Genomic DNA, 16,004 nt, shown 5'->3' with positions numbered 1-16,004 from the left:
GCCACGGTAACTCATTGTCCGATTCGCGGAGTTCAGCCCAGCAGGAAGAGCACCGAGGTGGCGGCCATGAACGCGGCGGTGGCGCCGTGCACGCCGTAGGCCATTCCCTTCTTCCCGTTGTGCCGCAGGATGATCAGCATGTCGCAGACCGGCATCACGGTCGCGGCGAGCAGCAGCCAGCCGACGAGGTGCGCGCTGCCCGCCAGCATCGCGACGCCGAGGATCAGCCCGGTGCCGAGGTCGCGGTCTCCTTTGATTTCGAAGAACGCGGTCGAGCCGGTCGGGATCTCCCGCAGGCCGAACGTGGCGGCGGTTTTCGCCGGCGCGAACAGATAGGTGAACCCGACGTAGATGATCCCGAGGACGGGGATGGCGGCGAGGACGTAAGCGGCGATCAGCATGGGGACCCTCCGGAGTTAGCAGTGCTAGGAACAAGTGCAACGCTAACTTAGCGCCGCTAGGTTGTCTAGCGGCGACTGAAAGAACGCTGAGGCGGCGGTGCGCGCCGCCGGCCCGCTTCCCGGCGGGCACCGGCTGAGGCGGCGGGACCGGCTACCGGCAGAATGAACCGGACCGGGAGTGCGGGACGAGCGTGAGGAGAACATCGGTGACGGGAGCCCTACGTGGGGTGGTCGCGCTGGACGGCCCGTCGGGAACCGGCAAGACCACGGTGGCGCGCAAGCTCGCCGGACGGCTGAGCGCCCGCTACCTCGACACCGGAGCGATGTACCGCGTCGTCACGCTGGCCGCGCTGCGGGCCGGGATCGACCTCGCCGACGAGCACGCGGTCGGGGCGTTCGCGCACGACGTCGACTTCTCGCTGGGCACCGACCCGGAGCGGCCGGACGTCCGGCTGGCCGGCGAGGACGTGGCCGCCGAGATCCGCGGCCCCGAGGTGACCGGGGCGGTTTCGCCGGTGTCGGCCGTGGCGCAGGTGCGCGAGGTGCTCGTCGCCCGGCAGCGCCGGATGATCGCCGACGCGGTCGAGGACGACGGCGGGATCGTCGTGGAGGGCCGCGACATCGGCACCACCGTCGCGCCGGACGCGCCGCTCAAGGTCTACCTCACCGCCTCGGCCGAGGTCCGCGCCGCGCGGCGGAACACCCAGGACTCCGCGGCCGGCCGCGCGTCCAGCGTCGAATCCGCCCGGGAATCGGTGGAGCGCCGCGACCGGATCGACTCCACCCGCGCCGCCTCGCCGCTGCGCGCGGCCGGGGACGCGGTCCAGGTGGACACCTCCGAGCTGACGATCGACCAGGTGATCGTCGCGCTGGCCGAACTCGCCCGCGGGCGCGGGCTGCTCGGCGACTGCCCGGCCGAACCGGCTGCCGCCGAGGCCGGGGTCAGCCGGTGAGCGGCGCCCTTCCCGAGGGGGCGAACGGGCTCCTGCTCGACATCGGGCGGGCCGCGGGCCGGTATTATCTGCGTCCGGCGTTCCGGATCCGGGTGCACGGCCGCGACCGGGTGCCCGCCGACGGGCCGCTCGTCGTGATCGCGAACCACAGCTCGAACGTCGATCCGCAGCTGCTGATCGGAATGCTTCCGCGGCGCAGCGCGTTCCTGGCCAAGGCCGAGCTGTTCAAGGGCGTCGCCGGGCGGCTCCTGCGGGCGATCGGCCAGATCCCGGTCCGCCGGGGCGAGATCGACCGGACGCCGCTGACCACGGCGGTCGGCGTGCTCAAAGCGGGCGGGGCCGTCGGGATCTTCCCGGAAGGCACCCGCGGCGAGGGCGACGTCGGGGCCGCCGAACGCGGCGCGGCGTGGCTCGTGCGCGCTTCGGGCGCCACGGTGCTGCCGGTGGCGATCCGCGGGACGCGCAAGCCCGCCGACGGGAAACGGCGGTGGCGCCCGCGCGTGGACCTCCTCTTCGGGGAGCCGTTCGCGCTGAAGGTCGGTCCGGGCCGCAAAGGGCTCGACCAGGGCACCGAAGAGCTGCGTGCGCAGCTCGCGGCGCTCGTACAGGCTTTGGACGACTGGCGGGGCGAACACGGGTTCGCCACGCCGTAGGCGAAGTGGGAAACGATGACAGGGTTTGACGCCGCCGACAGCGCGGTGGACGGTCTCGGCGAGATCGACGGAACGTGGGCCGACGAGTCCGAGTTCGCCGCGCTCGACGCGAAGATCGAGGCCGAGGAGGCCGACGGCCGCGCCGCCGCCGCGCAGCCGGTGCTCGCTGTGGTCGGCCGGCCGAACGTGGGCAAGTCCACGCTGGTCAACCGCATCCTCGGGCGCCGGGAAGCGGTCGTGCAGGACGTGCCGGGCGTGACGCGCGACCGCGTCGCCTACGACGCGTTCTGGGCCGGGCGGCGGTTCACGCTCGTCGACACCGGCGGCTGGGAGCCCGACGCGACCGGCCTGCAGGCCTCGGTCGCGCAGCAGGCCGAGATGGCCATGCAGACCGCGGACGCGGTGCTGCTGGTGGTCGACGCGACGGTCGGGGCCACCGCCACCGACGAGGCCGTCGCGCGCGTGCTGCGCCGCTCGAAGAAGCCGGTCCTGCTGGCCGCGAACAAGGTGGACGACGACCGGCTGCTGGCCGACACCGCGTCGCTGTGGTCGCTGGGCCTCGGCGAACCGCACCCGGTCAGCGCGCTGCACGGGCGCAGCTCGGGCGACCTGCTCGACTCGATCATGGCCGCGCTGCCCGAGGCGCCGCGCGAAGCCGGCACGGTGACCGCCGGGCCGCGCCGCGTCGCGCTGGTCGGCAAGCCGAACGTCGGCAAGTCCAGCCTGCTCAACCGGCTTTCCGGCGAGCAGCGCTCGGTGGTCGACTCGGTCGCGGGCACCACGGTCGACCCGGTCGACTCGCTGGTCGAGCTGGACGGCGAGGTCTGGCGGTTCGTGGACACCGCGGGGCTGCGCAAGCGCGTCAACTTCGCCGACGGCGCGGAGTACTACGCCTCGCTGCGCACCAAGACCGCGATCGACGCGGCCGAGGTCGCGATCGTGCTGCTGGACGCCTCCGAACCGCTGACCGAACAGGACCTGCGGGTGCTGACGATGGTGGTCGAGGCCGGCCGCGCGTGCGTGCTCGCGTTCAACAAATGGGACCTGGTCGACGAGGACCGCCGGCACGCCATGGTGCGCGAGCTGGACCGCGGCCTCGTGCGGGTGCCGTGGGCGGAGAAGGTCAACATCTCCGCGCTCACCGGGCGCGCGGTGCGCAAGCTCGCGCCCGCCCTGCGCACGGCGCTGTCGTCGTGGGACCAGCGCGTGTCGACCGGGCAGCTCAACGGCTGGCTGTCCGACCTGATCGCGGCCACGCCGCCGCCGGTGCGCGGCGGCAAGCAGCCGAAGGTGCTGTTCGCGACGCAGGCGGGCATCCGGCCGCCGACGCTGGTGCTGTTCACCACCGGGTTCCTCGAGGCCGGGTACCGCCGGTTCATCGAGCGGAAATTCCGCGAGCAGTTCGGCTTCGCGGGCAGCCCCGTCCGGGTGAATGTGCGCGTCCGCGAAAAGAAGCAGAAGCCGAAGGCGGGCGGAAAAGCGGCCCGCAACCGCTGATTCCTTTCCCGGCAAGGGAATTCCCGGCGAACCGGATTTCGCGGGATTCCCTTGCCTGGCCTGCGCGCCGTGACGTCCGACACGCGGTCGTTACCCTGACGCGACCTTCGCTTCATTGCCGCGTAAGGTAGACGGTCGCTACGGGCGCCTCATTCGGATGGCCAGCCCGAATGACGCTCGCGAAAGGTGAGTGATGGGCTTGCGCGCCCAGAGTTCGACCGTGTTCCCGTCGTTCCGGAATACTGGAACGCACCCGGCCGCCGAGGTGGCCCGGTGACGCTGACCGCCGATTCCGGCAGTGCCGACGCCCTGGCGCTCGCCGTCGAGGCCGCGCTCTCGCCCGCTTTGTACGAAACCGCGGCTCCGGTCGCCGAGCGCACCCTCCTGGACATCCTCACCGAGACCGCGGAGCGGCACCCGAACGCCGCCGCGCTCGACGACGGCACCGGCCCGCTGAGCTACCGCCGGCTGATGGAAGAGATCGACGCGTACGCCCGCAGGCTGCGCGAGCACGGCGTCGGCCTCGGCGACCGCGTCGGCATCCGGATCTCCTCCGGCACCGCCGAGCTGTACGTCGCGATCCTGGCGACGCTGTCGGTCGGCGCGGCGTACGTGCCGGTCGACGCGGACGACCCCGACGAGCGCGCCGAGCTGGTGTTCGGCGAGGCGGGCGTCGCGGCGATCGCCACCGACGGCCAGATCGCCGTCGCCGGCCCGCCGAGCGGCGCCACCGGCACGCCCGGCCCGGCCGACGACGCGTGGATCATCTTCACCTCCGGCTCCACCGGCAAGCCGAAGGGCGTCGCGGTCACGCACGCCTCGGCGGCGGCTTTCGTGGACGCCGAAGCACAGCTTTTCCTGGCCGACGAGCCGATCGGCCCCGGCGACCGCGTGCTGGCCGGGCTGAGCGTCGCGTTCGACGCCTCCTGCGAAGAGATGTGGCTGGCCTGGCGGCACGGCGCCTGCCTGGTGCCCGCGCCGCGCGCGCTGGTCCGCACCGGCGTCGACCTCGGCCCGTGGCTGGTCTCGCAGGGCATCACCGTCGTGTCGACGGTCCCGACGCTGGCCGCGCTGTGGCCGGCGGACGCGCTGGAAGACGTGCGGCTGCTCATCTTCGGCGGCGAAGCCTGCCCGCCGGAGCTGGCCGAGCGCGTGGCCGTCGAAGGCCGCGAAGTGTGGAACACCTACGGCCCGACCGAGGCGACTGTCGTGGCTTGCGCCGCGCAGATGACCGGCGAGGGCCCGGTGCGGATCGGCCTGCCGCTGGTCGGCTGGCAGCTCGTCGTGGTGAACGAGGCGGGCGAGCCCGTCGCGATGGGCGAGACCGGCGAGCTGGTCATCGGCGGCGCCGGGCTGGCCCGGTATCTCGACGCGGAAAAGGACGCGGAGAAGTACGCGCCGCTGCCTTCGATGGGCTGGGAGCGCGCCTACCGCAGCGGCGACATGGTCCGCGCGGAGCCGGAAGGCCTGCTGTTCCTCGGCCGGATGGACGAGCAGATCAAGCTCGGCGGCCGCCGGATCGAGCTGGGCGAGGTCGACGCGGCGCTGCAGGCGCTGCCCGGCGTGCGCGGCGCGGCCGCCGCCGTCCGCCGCACCAAGGCGGGCAACCAGGTCCTGGTCGGCTATGTCGTGCCCGAGGACGGCGAGACCCTCGACACCGACGACGCCGCGACCCGGCTGCGCGCGCAGCTTCCGGCCGCGCTGGTGCCGCTGCTCGCGACGATCGACGACCTGCCGACCCGCACGTCCGGCAAGGTCGACCGCGCCGCGCTGCCGTGGCCGCTGTCCACTGTGGACGCGAGCGCGGCCGGGCTGTCGCCCACCGAGGCGTGGCTCGCCGAGGGCTGGAGCGAAATCCTCGGCGTGTCGGTGAGCACCGCGAATGCCGACTTCTTCACCAACGGCGGCGGCAGCCTCACCGCGGCGCAGCTGATCGCGCGCATCCGCACCCGCCACCCCGAGGTGTCGGTCAGCGACATCTACCAGAACCCGAAGCTGGGCGCGCTGGCCGCGAAGCTGGACGCGCTGAGCGGCGAGGAGACCGAGCGCCGCGAGATCGCGCCGACGCCGCGCCGCGCCGGGCTGGTGCAGTCGCTGCTGATGGTCCCGCTGATGGGTCTCGTCGGGCTGCGCTGGACGACGCTCGCCGCCGCCTGCTCGAACGTGCTGGCGCTGCTGGGCGTTTCCTGGGCGCCGACGCTGAACTGGGCGTGGCTGGTGCTCGCCTACCTGGTGCTGTTCACCCCGGCTGGCCGGATCGCCATCGCCGCGGGCGGCGCGCGCGTGCTGCTTGCCGGGGTGCGGCCGGGCACGTACCCGCGCGGCGGGAGTGTCCACTTGCGACTGTGGACCGCCGAGAAGCTGGCCGAGTTCAGCGGGGCGGACAGCGTCGCGGGCGCGTCGTGGATGACGACGTACGCGAAGGCGCTGGGCGCGCGCATCGGCAAGGACGTCGACCTGCATTCGCCGCCGCCGGTCACCGGTCTCCTCAAGCTGGGCCGCGGCGCCGCGGTGGAGCCCGAGGTCGACCTGTCCGGGCACTGGGTCGACGGCGACGTCGTGCACATCGGCAAGGTGCGGATCGGCGCCGAGGCCCGGGTCGGCGCGCGCAGCACGCTGTTCCCCGGCGCCCGGATCGGCAAGGGCGCGGAGATCGCCGCCGGTTCGACGGTGCGCGGCGCGGTCCCGGCCGGCCAGCGCTGGGCCGGTTCGCCGGCGGTGCGCTCGGACGCCAAGGACGCGCTGAAGTGGCCGTCGAGCCGCCCGCCGCGCTCGCGGTTCTGGGCCGCGGTGTACGGCGCGACCTCGGTGTTCCTCGGGCTGCTGCCCGGGATCGCCGCGCTGCCCGGCGTCGCGGTGCTTGGCTACGCGGTGTCCGGCACCTCGAGCCTGGGTGCCGCGCTGGCACAGGCGCTGCTGTTCGTGCCGGTCGCGACCGTCGCCTACTTCCTCACGTACGCGCTGCTCGTGCTGGCCGGAGTGCGCGCGCTGGGCGTCGGCATGGTCGAGGGCTACCACCCGGTGCACGGGCGCGTCGCGTGGCAGGTCTGGGCGACCGAACGGCTGATGGGGATGGCCCGCGAAGGCCTGTTCCCGTTGTACGCCAGCCTGTTCACGCCGGTGTGGCTGCGGCTGCTCGGCGCGAAGGTCGGCCGCAACGTCGAGGCGTCGACCGTCCTCGCGCTGCCGAAGATGACCAAAGTGGACAGTGGCGCGTTCCTGGCCGACGACACCATGGTCGCCACCTACGAACTGGGCCACGGCTGGCTGCACGCGGCTCCGGCGCGGATCGGCAAGCAGGCGTTCCTCGGCAACTCGGGGATGACCGCGCCGGGCCGTTCGGTGCCGAAGCGCGGGCTCGTCGGGGTGCTGTCCTCGACGCCGGCCAAGGCGAAGAAGGGCTCGTCGTACCTGGGCATGCCGCCGCTGCCGGTGCGCCGCGCGGTGGAGGAGAGCGACACCAGCCGCACCTACACGCCGCCGCTGCACCTGAAGGCGGCGCGGGCCTTGGTCGAGCTGTGCCGGATCCTGCCGGTGATGTGCGCGGTCGCGCTGACCGTCGGCGTCGCGGCTTCGCTGCTGGCGCTGGCGTCGTGGGGCGGGTTCTGGGTCGCCGCGCTGCTGGCCGGGCCGGTGCTGCTGGCGGCCGGGATCGTCGCGGCGCTGACCGCGACCGCGGCGAAGTGGCTGCTGGTCGGCAAGTTCCGCGAGATCGACCACCCGCTGTGGAGTTCGTTCGTCTGGCGCAACGAGCTGGCCGACACGTTCGTCGAGGCGCTCGCGGTGCCGTGGCTGATCGGAGCGCTCGGCGGCACGCCGCTGCTGCCCGCGTGGCTGCGCACGATGGGCGTCAAGATCGGCCGCGGCGTCTGGCTGGACACGTACTGGCTGCCCGAATCGGACCTCGTCGAGCTGGGCGACGGCGCGACGATCAACCGCGGCTGCGTGGTCCAGACGCACCTGTTCCACGACCGGATCATGACCATGTCGCGGGTGACGCTGGAAGAGGGCGCGACGCTCGGCCCGCACGGGATCGTGCTGCCGGGCGCGAGCATCGGCGCGCGCACCACGGTGGGCCCGGGCTCGCTCGTGACGCGCGGCGACGCGGTGCCCGCGGACACCCGCTGGCTCGGCAATCCGATCTCGGCCTGGCGGCGGTGAGGGCGCGAGCGTTGCGGACCCCGTCTCGGCGCCGCATCCTGGAAAGGATCACGGCGGCGGGCGAAAGCGGGTTTCGGTGCGGGTGAACGGGAAAGCGGCCGCGCCTGGCGCGGAGACCTCGGGCGACGGGTACCTCCCCGAGCACGGGAACGGCGGCTACCGGGTCCGGCACTACGACCTCGATCTGGACTACCGCATCGGGCCGAACCGGTTGTCCGCCACCGCGGTGCTCACCTGCGAGGCCACCCAGGCGCTGTCCCGGCTGACGCTCGACTTCGGCGAGTTCCGGGTGTCGCGCGTGCTGGTCGAGGGCAAACCGGCGAAGTACACGCGGCGCGGGCGGAAGCTGCAGGTCAAACCGGCGCGGTCGATGCCGGCCGGGACCGAGTTCCAGGTGGAGGTCCGCTACGCGGGCAATCCGCGCCCGATCGCGAGCCGGTGGGGCGACATCGGCTGGGACGAACTGACCGACGGCGCCCTGGTGGCGAGCCAGCCGGTGGGCGCACCGTCGTGGTTCCCGTGCAACGACCATCCGGCGGACAAGGCGACCTACCGGCTCGCGGTGGCCACGTCGTCGCCGTATCTCGTTGCGGCGACGGGGAATCTCGTGTCGCGCTACCAGTCGGCGAGCACGACGAAATGGGTGTTCGAGCGGCCCGAGCCGACCTCGACGTATCTGATGAGCGTCCAGATCGGCCGGTACGAAGACCTCGAATTGTCCGAGGGCGCCTGGGTTCCGGAGATCGCGGTCGACCGGCCGGGCGGGATCGTGCAGCGGGCCGCGGTGCCGCCGCGGCTGCGCCGGGCGTTCGCGCGGGACTTCGGCCGCCAGGACCGGATGATGGACGCGCTGGAGGAGTGGTTCGGGCCGTATCCGTTCGGCGAGTACGTGGTGGTCGTGACCGACGACGACCTCGACGACCCGATCGAGGCGCAGGGGATGGCGATCTTCGGGGCCAACCACGTGGACGGCAAGCGCACCCACGAGCGGCTCGTGGTGCACGAACTGGCGCATCAATGGTTCGGCAACAGCCTGACGGTCGCGGACTGGCAGCACATTTGGCTCAACGAGGGCTTCGCCACTTACACCGAGTGGTTGTGGTCGGAGCGTACCGGGGGCGAGTCGACGGAGGCGTTGGCCCGGGCGTGGTACGCGCGGGTGCGGGCCAAGCCCGCGGATGTGGCTATCGGTGACCCCGGCGTGGCGCGGATGTTCGACGAGCGGGTGTACAAGCGTGGGGGGCTGACGCTGCATGCGCTGCGCGGGGAGATGGGGGATCCGGCGTTTTTCGCGCTGGTGAAGGCTTGGGCGGTGGAGAACCGGCACGGGGTGGTGACCACGGAGGGGTTCGTGTCGCTGGCCGAGTCTTATGCTGGGCGGACTTTGGCCGGGTTCTTCGGGGCTTGGCTGGATCGGGTTGAGTTGCCGGGGCTGCCGGGGTTGTGAGTTTGGGTGGGCGGCTCGTCGCCCTGGCGGGCGACATTGCGCCCTCCGGCGTGTGTGGGGCACCCCGAAGCTTGATTGTGCTGACGGGCGGTGGGTGCTTGTCAAGGCGGGAAAGCGTGCCTTGACAAGCACCCGCCGCCCGCAGGGAGGCTTCGTATCGGGGTGCAGGGCGGGGGCTGGGTGCCTCGATGGTTGGGTGCGGCGGCTGCGGTTGGGTGGGCTGGGTGCCTCGATGGTTGGGTGCGGCGGCTGCGGGGCGGGGGCTGGGTGCCTTGATCGTTGGGTGGAGCGGCTGCGGGGCGGGGGCTGGGTGCCTCGAATTTCGGGTGCGGCGGCTGCGGTTTTAGGGGTGGGGTCTTTGCTAGGGCCTTCACGTATCTGAATGCGTTGGTGTTTGTCCCAGTCATCGGATGTCTGTGCGGCTTTCTGGGTGAACGTCTCTGGCTTGTGCTTGCTCTGTCTGGATATATTCCGCTCGCCTCGTGGTGGTGAGGGCGAAACGTAATATGAATCCGGAGGGACGGCATGGGTGGGGTGTCGCGGCGGACGGTGCTTCGATCCGGGTCGGTTGCTGCGGGGGCGGCGGCGTTCGGCGGGCTGTGGGTGCGAGGGGCGCCCCCGGGGGTGGCGGTGCCGGGCAGTCCGCATCGGGATGTTGCGGCGGATGCGCGGATGCGTTGGCGGCGGGTGCCGAAGAACTGGCAGGAGGCGCCGTTTCTGGCCAACGGTTATCTCGGTGTCCAGGCTTACGCCGGGCAGGCGCCGCAGGTGGTCAAGTTCATGCTCAGCCACACCCAGGTCCAGGACCAGCGCATCCAGTGGGAAGCGGGGATCGGGCTGTCGCGGCTGCCGATCGGCGCGATCACGCTCACCTTCGCGGGCTCGATCACCGGCGTTGACTGGACGCTTGATCTCTACAACGCCGAACTCGGCGGCGTCATCACCACCACTCGCGGGCAGGTCGCGTTCTCCGCCGTCGTGCACAACGATCTTGGCGTCCTGCTCGTCTCGCTCGACCCGAGCGCGGGCGAGGCCGGCGCGTCCTGGAGCTTCGCGCCCCTGGTGTCGGCCACGACGCGGACGGTGCGCAAGCCGCCGGAGTACACCGCGAATCCGGAACCCGAGCAGGCCAACGGGTACTGCGCGCAGCCGTTGCTCGCCGGGGGCGGGTATACGACGGCGTGGCGGGAGAAGCGGGTCGGGTCGAAGCGGTTGTTCGCTGCGGCGGTCGCGTATTCGTTCCCGCAGTCGACGCATACCCGCGACGCCGTGTCGCTGGTCGACCGGACGCTCTCGATGAACCCGGATCTGCTGCTCGCCTGGCATCGCCGCTGGTGGAACAGCTTCCATCAGCGCAGTTTCGTGTCCGTGCCGGACAAACAGGTCCAGCGGTTCTACTGGATCCAGCTCTACAAGATCGCCTCGGCCACCCGCCGGGAAGGCCCGGTGACCGCCGAGTGGGGGCCGTGGTTCCCGGAGGTCGGCAACAGCTGGACGGCGGTGTGGTGGAACCTCAACGTCCAGGTCACGTATCCGATCGTGAACAGCTCCAACCATCCGGAGCTGGACGCGGTCACCGAGACGTTCCGCCGCGATCACGCGAATCTGGAGGTGTCCGTACCGTCCGCGTACCGCGACGGCGACACCTACGCGCTTTCGCATCCAGGGGACTGGCGGCTGCGGCCCGGCGGCGTCCGGACGGTGGGGGTTCCGGGGACGACGTCCAAAACAGACCAGACCGGGAACCTGTTGTGGGGCTTGCACAATGTCTCGCTCACCTACCGGCACAGCCTCGATCAGCGGGTGCTGCGCGACGTGCTGTATCCGACGTTGGCCAAGGCGCTCAACTTCTACCGGCACTTCCTGTTCCCCGGTCCGGACGGGCGGCTGCACCTGCCGCTCACGAGGTCGCCGGAGTACGCCGACGCGGCCGACTGCACCTATGACCTGTCGTTGATCCGCTGGGCCGCGACGACGCTGGCGGACTCCGCGCGGATCCTGCGGCTGAACGAGCCGCGGGTGCCGATGTGGCGGGAGATCGCGGCGAAACTCGTTCCGTACCACGAGGATCCGGCAGACGGCGTGCTGATCGGCGACGGAGTCCGGCTCGCTGATTCGCATCGGCACTTCTCGCACTTGCTCTGGCTGTACCCGCTGCGGGAGCGGAACTGGGAGCGGCCTGGCGACCGGGACGTCATGACCCGCAGCTTCCGGCATTGGGCGGCGGACCAGTCGGCCTGGCACGGTTACAGCTACGCGGCCGCGTCGTCGATGAACTCGGTGATGGACCAGCCCGAGGAAGCCTTGCGGTACTTGAAGTTCTTCCTCGACCGGAACATCGTCGCGGACACCGAGCTGACCGCGAACACGATGTACCGCGAGGGTGCGAACTTCGCCATCGAAAGCCCGATCACCGCGGCACAGTCCGTGGTGGACATGGTGCTGCAGGGTTCCGGGGGAGTGGTGAAGGCATTCCCTTCGGTGTCGGCGAAGTGGCCGGACGCGTCGATCTCGGGGCTGCGCACCGAAGGCGCGTTCCTGGTGGACGCGTCGCGGCGGGATGGTGCGACGGAATTCGTGCGGGTGCGCAGCGAAGCCGGGGCACCGCTGGTGCTCGACCACGGGATCGACGGCGACATCGACGTGCGCGATCAAGGGGGCCGACGGTTGCCGTGGCGGTCGGTGGGACCGCGACGGATCACGCTGGAGTTGCGGCGAGACAGCACGGTCATCGTCACCCCGCGCGGTGCCCGGCCGGACTTGGGGCCGCGAGATGTTCCCTCGCTCGGCACCGTCCCGGCCTGGGGTTTGCCTGACTAGAACCGGCTTCAACGAGGAGGTTGGCGGACATGGACATCTCGCGCCGGACAGTGCTCGGCGGAGCGCTCGCCGGGATCGCCGCCGGAACGGCCGGGCTGTCCCCGGCTGGGCTGCCGCGGGCGAGCGCCGCGGAGCTGAGCCGGGACGGCATCGACTGGGCGGATTTCCTGGCGAGCGCGGACCTTCGCTGGCGGCGGATGCCGAAGACCTGGTACGAGGGACCGTTCCTGGGCAACGGTTTCCTCGGCTCCGGCATCTACGCCGAGCCCGAGCGCAACGCGGTCCGGTTCAACGTCCAGCACAGCCAGGTGCAGGACCACCGGCCGCAGTTCGGCTCGCTGTTCGGCCTGGCGCGGTTGCCGATCGGGTACTTCACGCTCGAACCGGTCGGCGCGATCACCGGTCTCGACTGGCGGCTCGACCTGTGGAACGCCGAGCTGACCGGCACGATCACCACCGCGGTGGGCAGTCTGGAGCTGCGCGCGATCGTCCACACCGGACAGTCGCTGCTGGCGGTCGAGGTGCGGCCGTCGGAGGGCGAACGCGGCTTCCAGTGGGTGTTCCATCCGGCGAAGGCGATCAGCCCGCGAGCCGATCCGGTGTGGAAAAAGCCGCCGCCGGAGGGATATGCCGAGAACCCGCCGGTCCAGTTGCGGCAGGCGGGCGACGCGCATCTCGCGATACAGCCGCTGCTCGCGGGCGGCGAGCACGTGACGGCCTGGCGCGAGGTCGCCCGGGGCAGCGCGCGGACGTTGTACACGTCGGTCGCGTGGTCGCATCCGGAGAAGACCTCGGCGGTCCGGGCGCTGCGGACGGTGCGGCAAGCGAGCGCGCTGGACGTGCTGACCTGGGACCACCGTCGCTGGTGGCACGACTACTACCAGCGCAGCTTTCTGTCCATTCCGGACACCCGGCTGCAGAGTTTCTACTGGATCCAGCTGTACAAAGTCGCGTCCGCCGCGCGGCGCGAAGCGCCGGTGATGGCCACTTCCGGACCATGGCTGGAAAACACGCCGTGGCCCGCGACGTGGTGGAACCTGAACGTGCAGCTGGAGTACTGGCTCATCCAGGGCTCCAACCATCTCGAACTCGACGCGGTCAGCTACGCGCTCGGCAAGTACCGCGACCGGCTCACCAGCCAGGTCGCGAAGCCGTACCAGGCCGATTCCGCGGGCATCCCGCGCACCACCGACATGACGCTGCTCAACGGCCTCGCCGATGCGACCAGCGGTTATCCGGTCGGCATCCCGGGCCAGGACACCCCGACGCCCGAGGTCGGCAACCTCACCTGGGCGCTGCACAACGTCTGGCTCAGCTACCGGCACACGATGGACCGCCAGCTGCTGCGCGACACGCTGTTCCCGTTGCTGCGCAGGGCGATCAACTACTACCTGCACTTCCTCGCCCCCGGCCCGGACGGCCGCCTGCATCTTCCGGCGACGTTCTCCCCGGAGTACGGCGTCAACGCTCCGGACACCAACTACGACCTCGCGCTGATCCGCTGGGGCTGCAAGACATTGCTGGACACCGCGCGCGAGCTGCGGATCGCGGATCCGCTGGCGGGGAAGTGGCAGCAGGTGCTCGCCACGCTCACCGACTACCCAGCCGACGAGAACGGCTACATGATCGGCGCCGGAGTGCCGTTCGCGAAATCGCACCGGCATTACTCGCATTTGCTGCAGATCTACCCGCTCTACGAGATCACCTGGGAACAACCGGAGCACCGCGAAATCATCGAAACCTCGCTCAACCACTGGGTCGGCTTCGAGGGTGCGTTGCAGGGCTACACTTTCACCGGTGCCGCGTCGATCTCCGCGCAGATGCTCCGCGGCGAGAAGGCGGCGTATTACCTTGGTGAACTCCAGCAGCGGTACATCCAGCCGAACACGATGTACAAGGAATCCGGTCCGGTGATCGAAACGCCGTTGTCGGCCGCGAAATCCATGCAGGACATGCTGGTGCAGGGCTGGGGCGGAGTGCTCCGGCTGTTCCCGGCGGTACCGGAAGCGTGGGGCGACATCGCGTTGCGCGACTTCCGGACCGAAGGCGCGTTCTTGCTGAGCGCATCGCGTGAAGGCGGGAAAACCCGCTGGCTGAAGGTGCACAGCGAGGCCGGTGCGCCGTGTGTGCTGCGGCCAGGCATCGACGGCGAGTTGACGGTGACGGACGCGCACGGCCGTCCGCGACGGTGGCGGCGGTTGGCGAACGGCGACGTGCAGGTCGATCTCGGACGCGGTCAGGACGCGTATGTCTGCCGCCGCGGCGACCGGCCGGACTTCACCGTCCGGCCGGTCGCCCCGGGCAGCGCGAGCGATCCGTGGGGGATGCCGTGAGCTAGCGGTCGAGGAGGCTGCGAAGCGTTTCGAGCAGTCCAGTTCCGGCGGTGGCGCGCCGCCAGGCGAGATAGCCGTCCGGCCGGACGAGGAGGCAGCCGTCTTCCTCGATGCCGCTGATCCGGGCCCAGTCGCCGTAGGAGTCGCGGGCTTCGGGCGAACCGATGGTCACGACCCGCAGGTCCAGTCCGAGGTCCGCACCGGCTTTCGCGGCGGCGTCCCGCCAGGCGCCGCCGGCGAGTCCGGTGAGGACAGTCCACCGGCCGCGGCCGACCAGGTCCAAAGTGGACAGCCGACGCCCGTCCGGGCCGACGAGCCAGACGTGCGGCAGTTTCGCGCCCGGCGTGGTCGTGGGGCGGTGGAACAGTTCGGGATCCCGGTCGGCAGCGGGTTCGGCGCCGTCCGGAAGCACAGCGTTCGACACGTACCGTTGATCCATCTCCACGCCGTGCGCGTTGAACTCGTAGTTCTTCAGCTCGATCGCCGCCCGCAGCTCCTTCCGCCGGAGCGCGCCCTCCTCGGTCGCGGCGGTGCAGGCGGCGAGACCGGCGGCGATGCCGTCCGCATCGGTGTCCCCGTCGATGCCGAGCGCGGCGAAGATCGGCGCGAACTGGTCGCGGCTCAGGTTCGCCCGGTCCACGATCTGCTTCCCGACCGGGGCGCGCTCGGCGCTGTAGCTGTCGAGAAGCCCGTCGCCCGCCTCGCCGCGGATCACCATCGCGAGTTTCCACGCCAGGTTGTACGCGTCCTGGACCGAGGTGTTGGAGCCGAGCCCGTTGGACGGCGGGTGCCGGTGCACCGCGTCGCCGGCGCAGAAGACGCGGCCGGACGAGTACTGCGTGGCGTAGCTGTGGTTGACCGTCCACAGGGACGTCGAGGTGATCTCCACCGGGAGATCCGGGTCGCCGACGAGGTCCCGCACGATCCGGGCCGCCTCGTCCCCGTCCACTTCGGGCGGGGGCTGCGCGATGTCGTAGCCCCAGGTCAGCAGCCATTCGTTCCACGGCCGGACCATCCGCACCAGGCCCATCCCGATGCCGCCGAGATGCGCGCCCGGCCGCATCACCCAGTACAGCACGCTCGGCCGGTGCGCGACGTATTCGGACAGGTCGGCGGTGAAGGTGATGTTCATGCTGCCCGCCTTGCCGGACTGGCCGTCGATCGGCAGACCGGCCTGTTCGGCGATGCGGCTGCGGGCGCCGTCCGCGCCGATCAGGTAGCGGGCGCGAAGGGTGAACTCGTCGCCGCGAACCCGGTCCCGCAGCCGCGCGGTCACGCCGTCGGCGTCCTGGGAGAAGTCGAGGAATTCCGTGTCCAGGCGCAGTTTCGCCCCGCGCGCGGCGGCGTTCGTCGCCAGGATCGGCTCGAGGTAGGTCTGCGGAAGGTCGATCATGTGACACGGGCTCGCCGCCGCGTACTCGGCGGCCGAGCGATCGGCGGTGCCCCAGCTGGCGATCCGGCCGATCTCCTCGCCCGTGAGCGACGTGCACAGCACGGTGTCGCCCATCAGCTCCGGGGGAGTGCCTTGCGCGAGCGCTTGGTCTTCGATGCCGAGGTCGCGCAGCACCTCCATGGTCCGCTGGTTGGTGATGTGCGCGCGCGGCGTGTGCGCCATCCAGCCGTACTTGGTCGCCAGCACGGTGCGGACGCCGTACGTCGCGAGCAGCAAGGCGGCGGAACCGCCCGCCGGGCCGCTGCCGACTACGAGGACATCGGTGTCATAACTGGTCATGGTGGGT

General features: G+C 71.2%; 9 protein-coding genes. 7 read left to right on the top strand and 2 right to left on the bottom strand.

The genetic code is table 11. The annotated features are described in order from the left end of the window. Nucleotides 1–32 precede the first annotated feature (32 nt). A complete protein-coding gene (locus L942_RS26325; RefSeq protein ID WP_037365396.1) occupies nt 33–401 on the bottom strand; it encodes a DUF4267 domain-containing protein in 369 nt (122 codons plus the stop codon). 227 nt (nt 402–628) lie between these two features. On the opposite strand from L942_RS26325, the gene cmk reads away from it, so the two are divergent. From cmk to L942_RS26290, 7 genes are all read left to right on the top strand, one after another. Then, the gene (cmk, locus tag L942_RS26320) at nt 629–1,354 is read left to right on the top strand and encodes a (d)CMP kinase (protein WP_037365393.1); all 726 of its coding nucleotides are present in this window, start codon (nt 629–631) and stop codon (nt 1,352–1,354) included. After that, nucleotides 1,351–2,007: a lysophospholipid acyltransferase family protein gene (locus L942_RS26315; RefSeq protein ID WP_037365389.1), complete on the top strand. Its 657-nt coding sequence runs from the start codon at nt 1,351–1,353 to the stop codon at nt 2,005–2,007. The genes cmk and L942_RS26315 overlap by 4 nt, the downstream gene beginning before the upstream one ends. Nucleotides 2,008–2,022: 15 nt before the next feature. Further along, nucleotides 2,023–3,504, top strand: a complete 1,482-nt coding sequence (gene der, locus L942_RS26310; protein ID WP_037365387.1) for a ribosome biogenesis GTPase Der — start codon at nt 2,023–2,025, stop codon at nt 3,502–3,504. A gap of 309 nt (nt 3,505–3,813) precedes the next feature. Further along, nucleotides 3,814–7,665 (top strand): Pls/PosA family non-ribosomal peptide synthetase, encoded by a 3,852-nt coding sequence (locus tag L942_RS26305; protein ID WP_440201343.1) that lies wholly within the window; start codon nt 3,814–3,816, stop codon nt 7,663–7,665. A gap of 82 nt (nt 7,666–7,747) precedes the next feature. Continuing rightward, entirely contained in the window at nt 7,748–9,112 is a 1,365-nt protein-coding gene (locus L942_RS26300) for a M1 family metallopeptidase (RefSeq protein ID WP_106965037.1), read from the top strand. A 525-nt stretch (nt 9,113–9,637) separates the two neighbouring features. Continuing rightward, nucleotides 9,638–11,932 carry a glycosyl hydrolase family 95 catalytic domain-containing protein gene (locus L942_RS26295; protein WP_037365379.1) on the top strand — a complete coding sequence of 765 codons (2,295 nt, stop codon included), beginning with the start codon at nt 9,638–9,640 and terminating at the stop codon, nt 11,930–11,932. Between the two features lie 29 nt (nt 11,933–11,961). Continuing rightward, nucleotides 11,962–14,265 carry a glycosyl hydrolase family 95 catalytic domain-containing protein gene (locus tag L942_RS26290; protein WP_037365375.1) on the top strand — a complete coding sequence of 768 codons (2,304 nt, stop codon included), beginning with the start codon at nt 11,962–11,964 and terminating at the stop codon, nt 14,263–14,265. A 1-nt stretch (nt 14,266) separates the two neighbouring features. Here L942_RS26290 and L942_RS26285 read toward each other — a convergent pair whose 3' ends face one another. After that, nucleotides 14,267–15,997, bottom strand: a complete 1,731-nt coding sequence (locus tag L942_RS26285) for an FAD-dependent oxidoreductase (RefSeq protein WP_081655235.1) — start codon at nt 15,995–15,997, stop codon at nt 14,267–14,269. Nucleotides 15,998–16,004 lie beyond the last annotated feature (7 nt).

The organism is Amycolatopsis orientalis DSM 43388, from assembly GCF_000411975.1.
GTDB classification, from domain to species: Bacteria; Actinomycetota; Actinomycetes; order Mycobacteriales; family Pseudonocardiaceae; genus Amycolatopsis; species Amycolatopsis orientalis_D.
The sequence above is the reverse complement of the archived record's forward strand: the minus strand, read 5'-3'. Positions and strand labels throughout refer to the sequence as shown.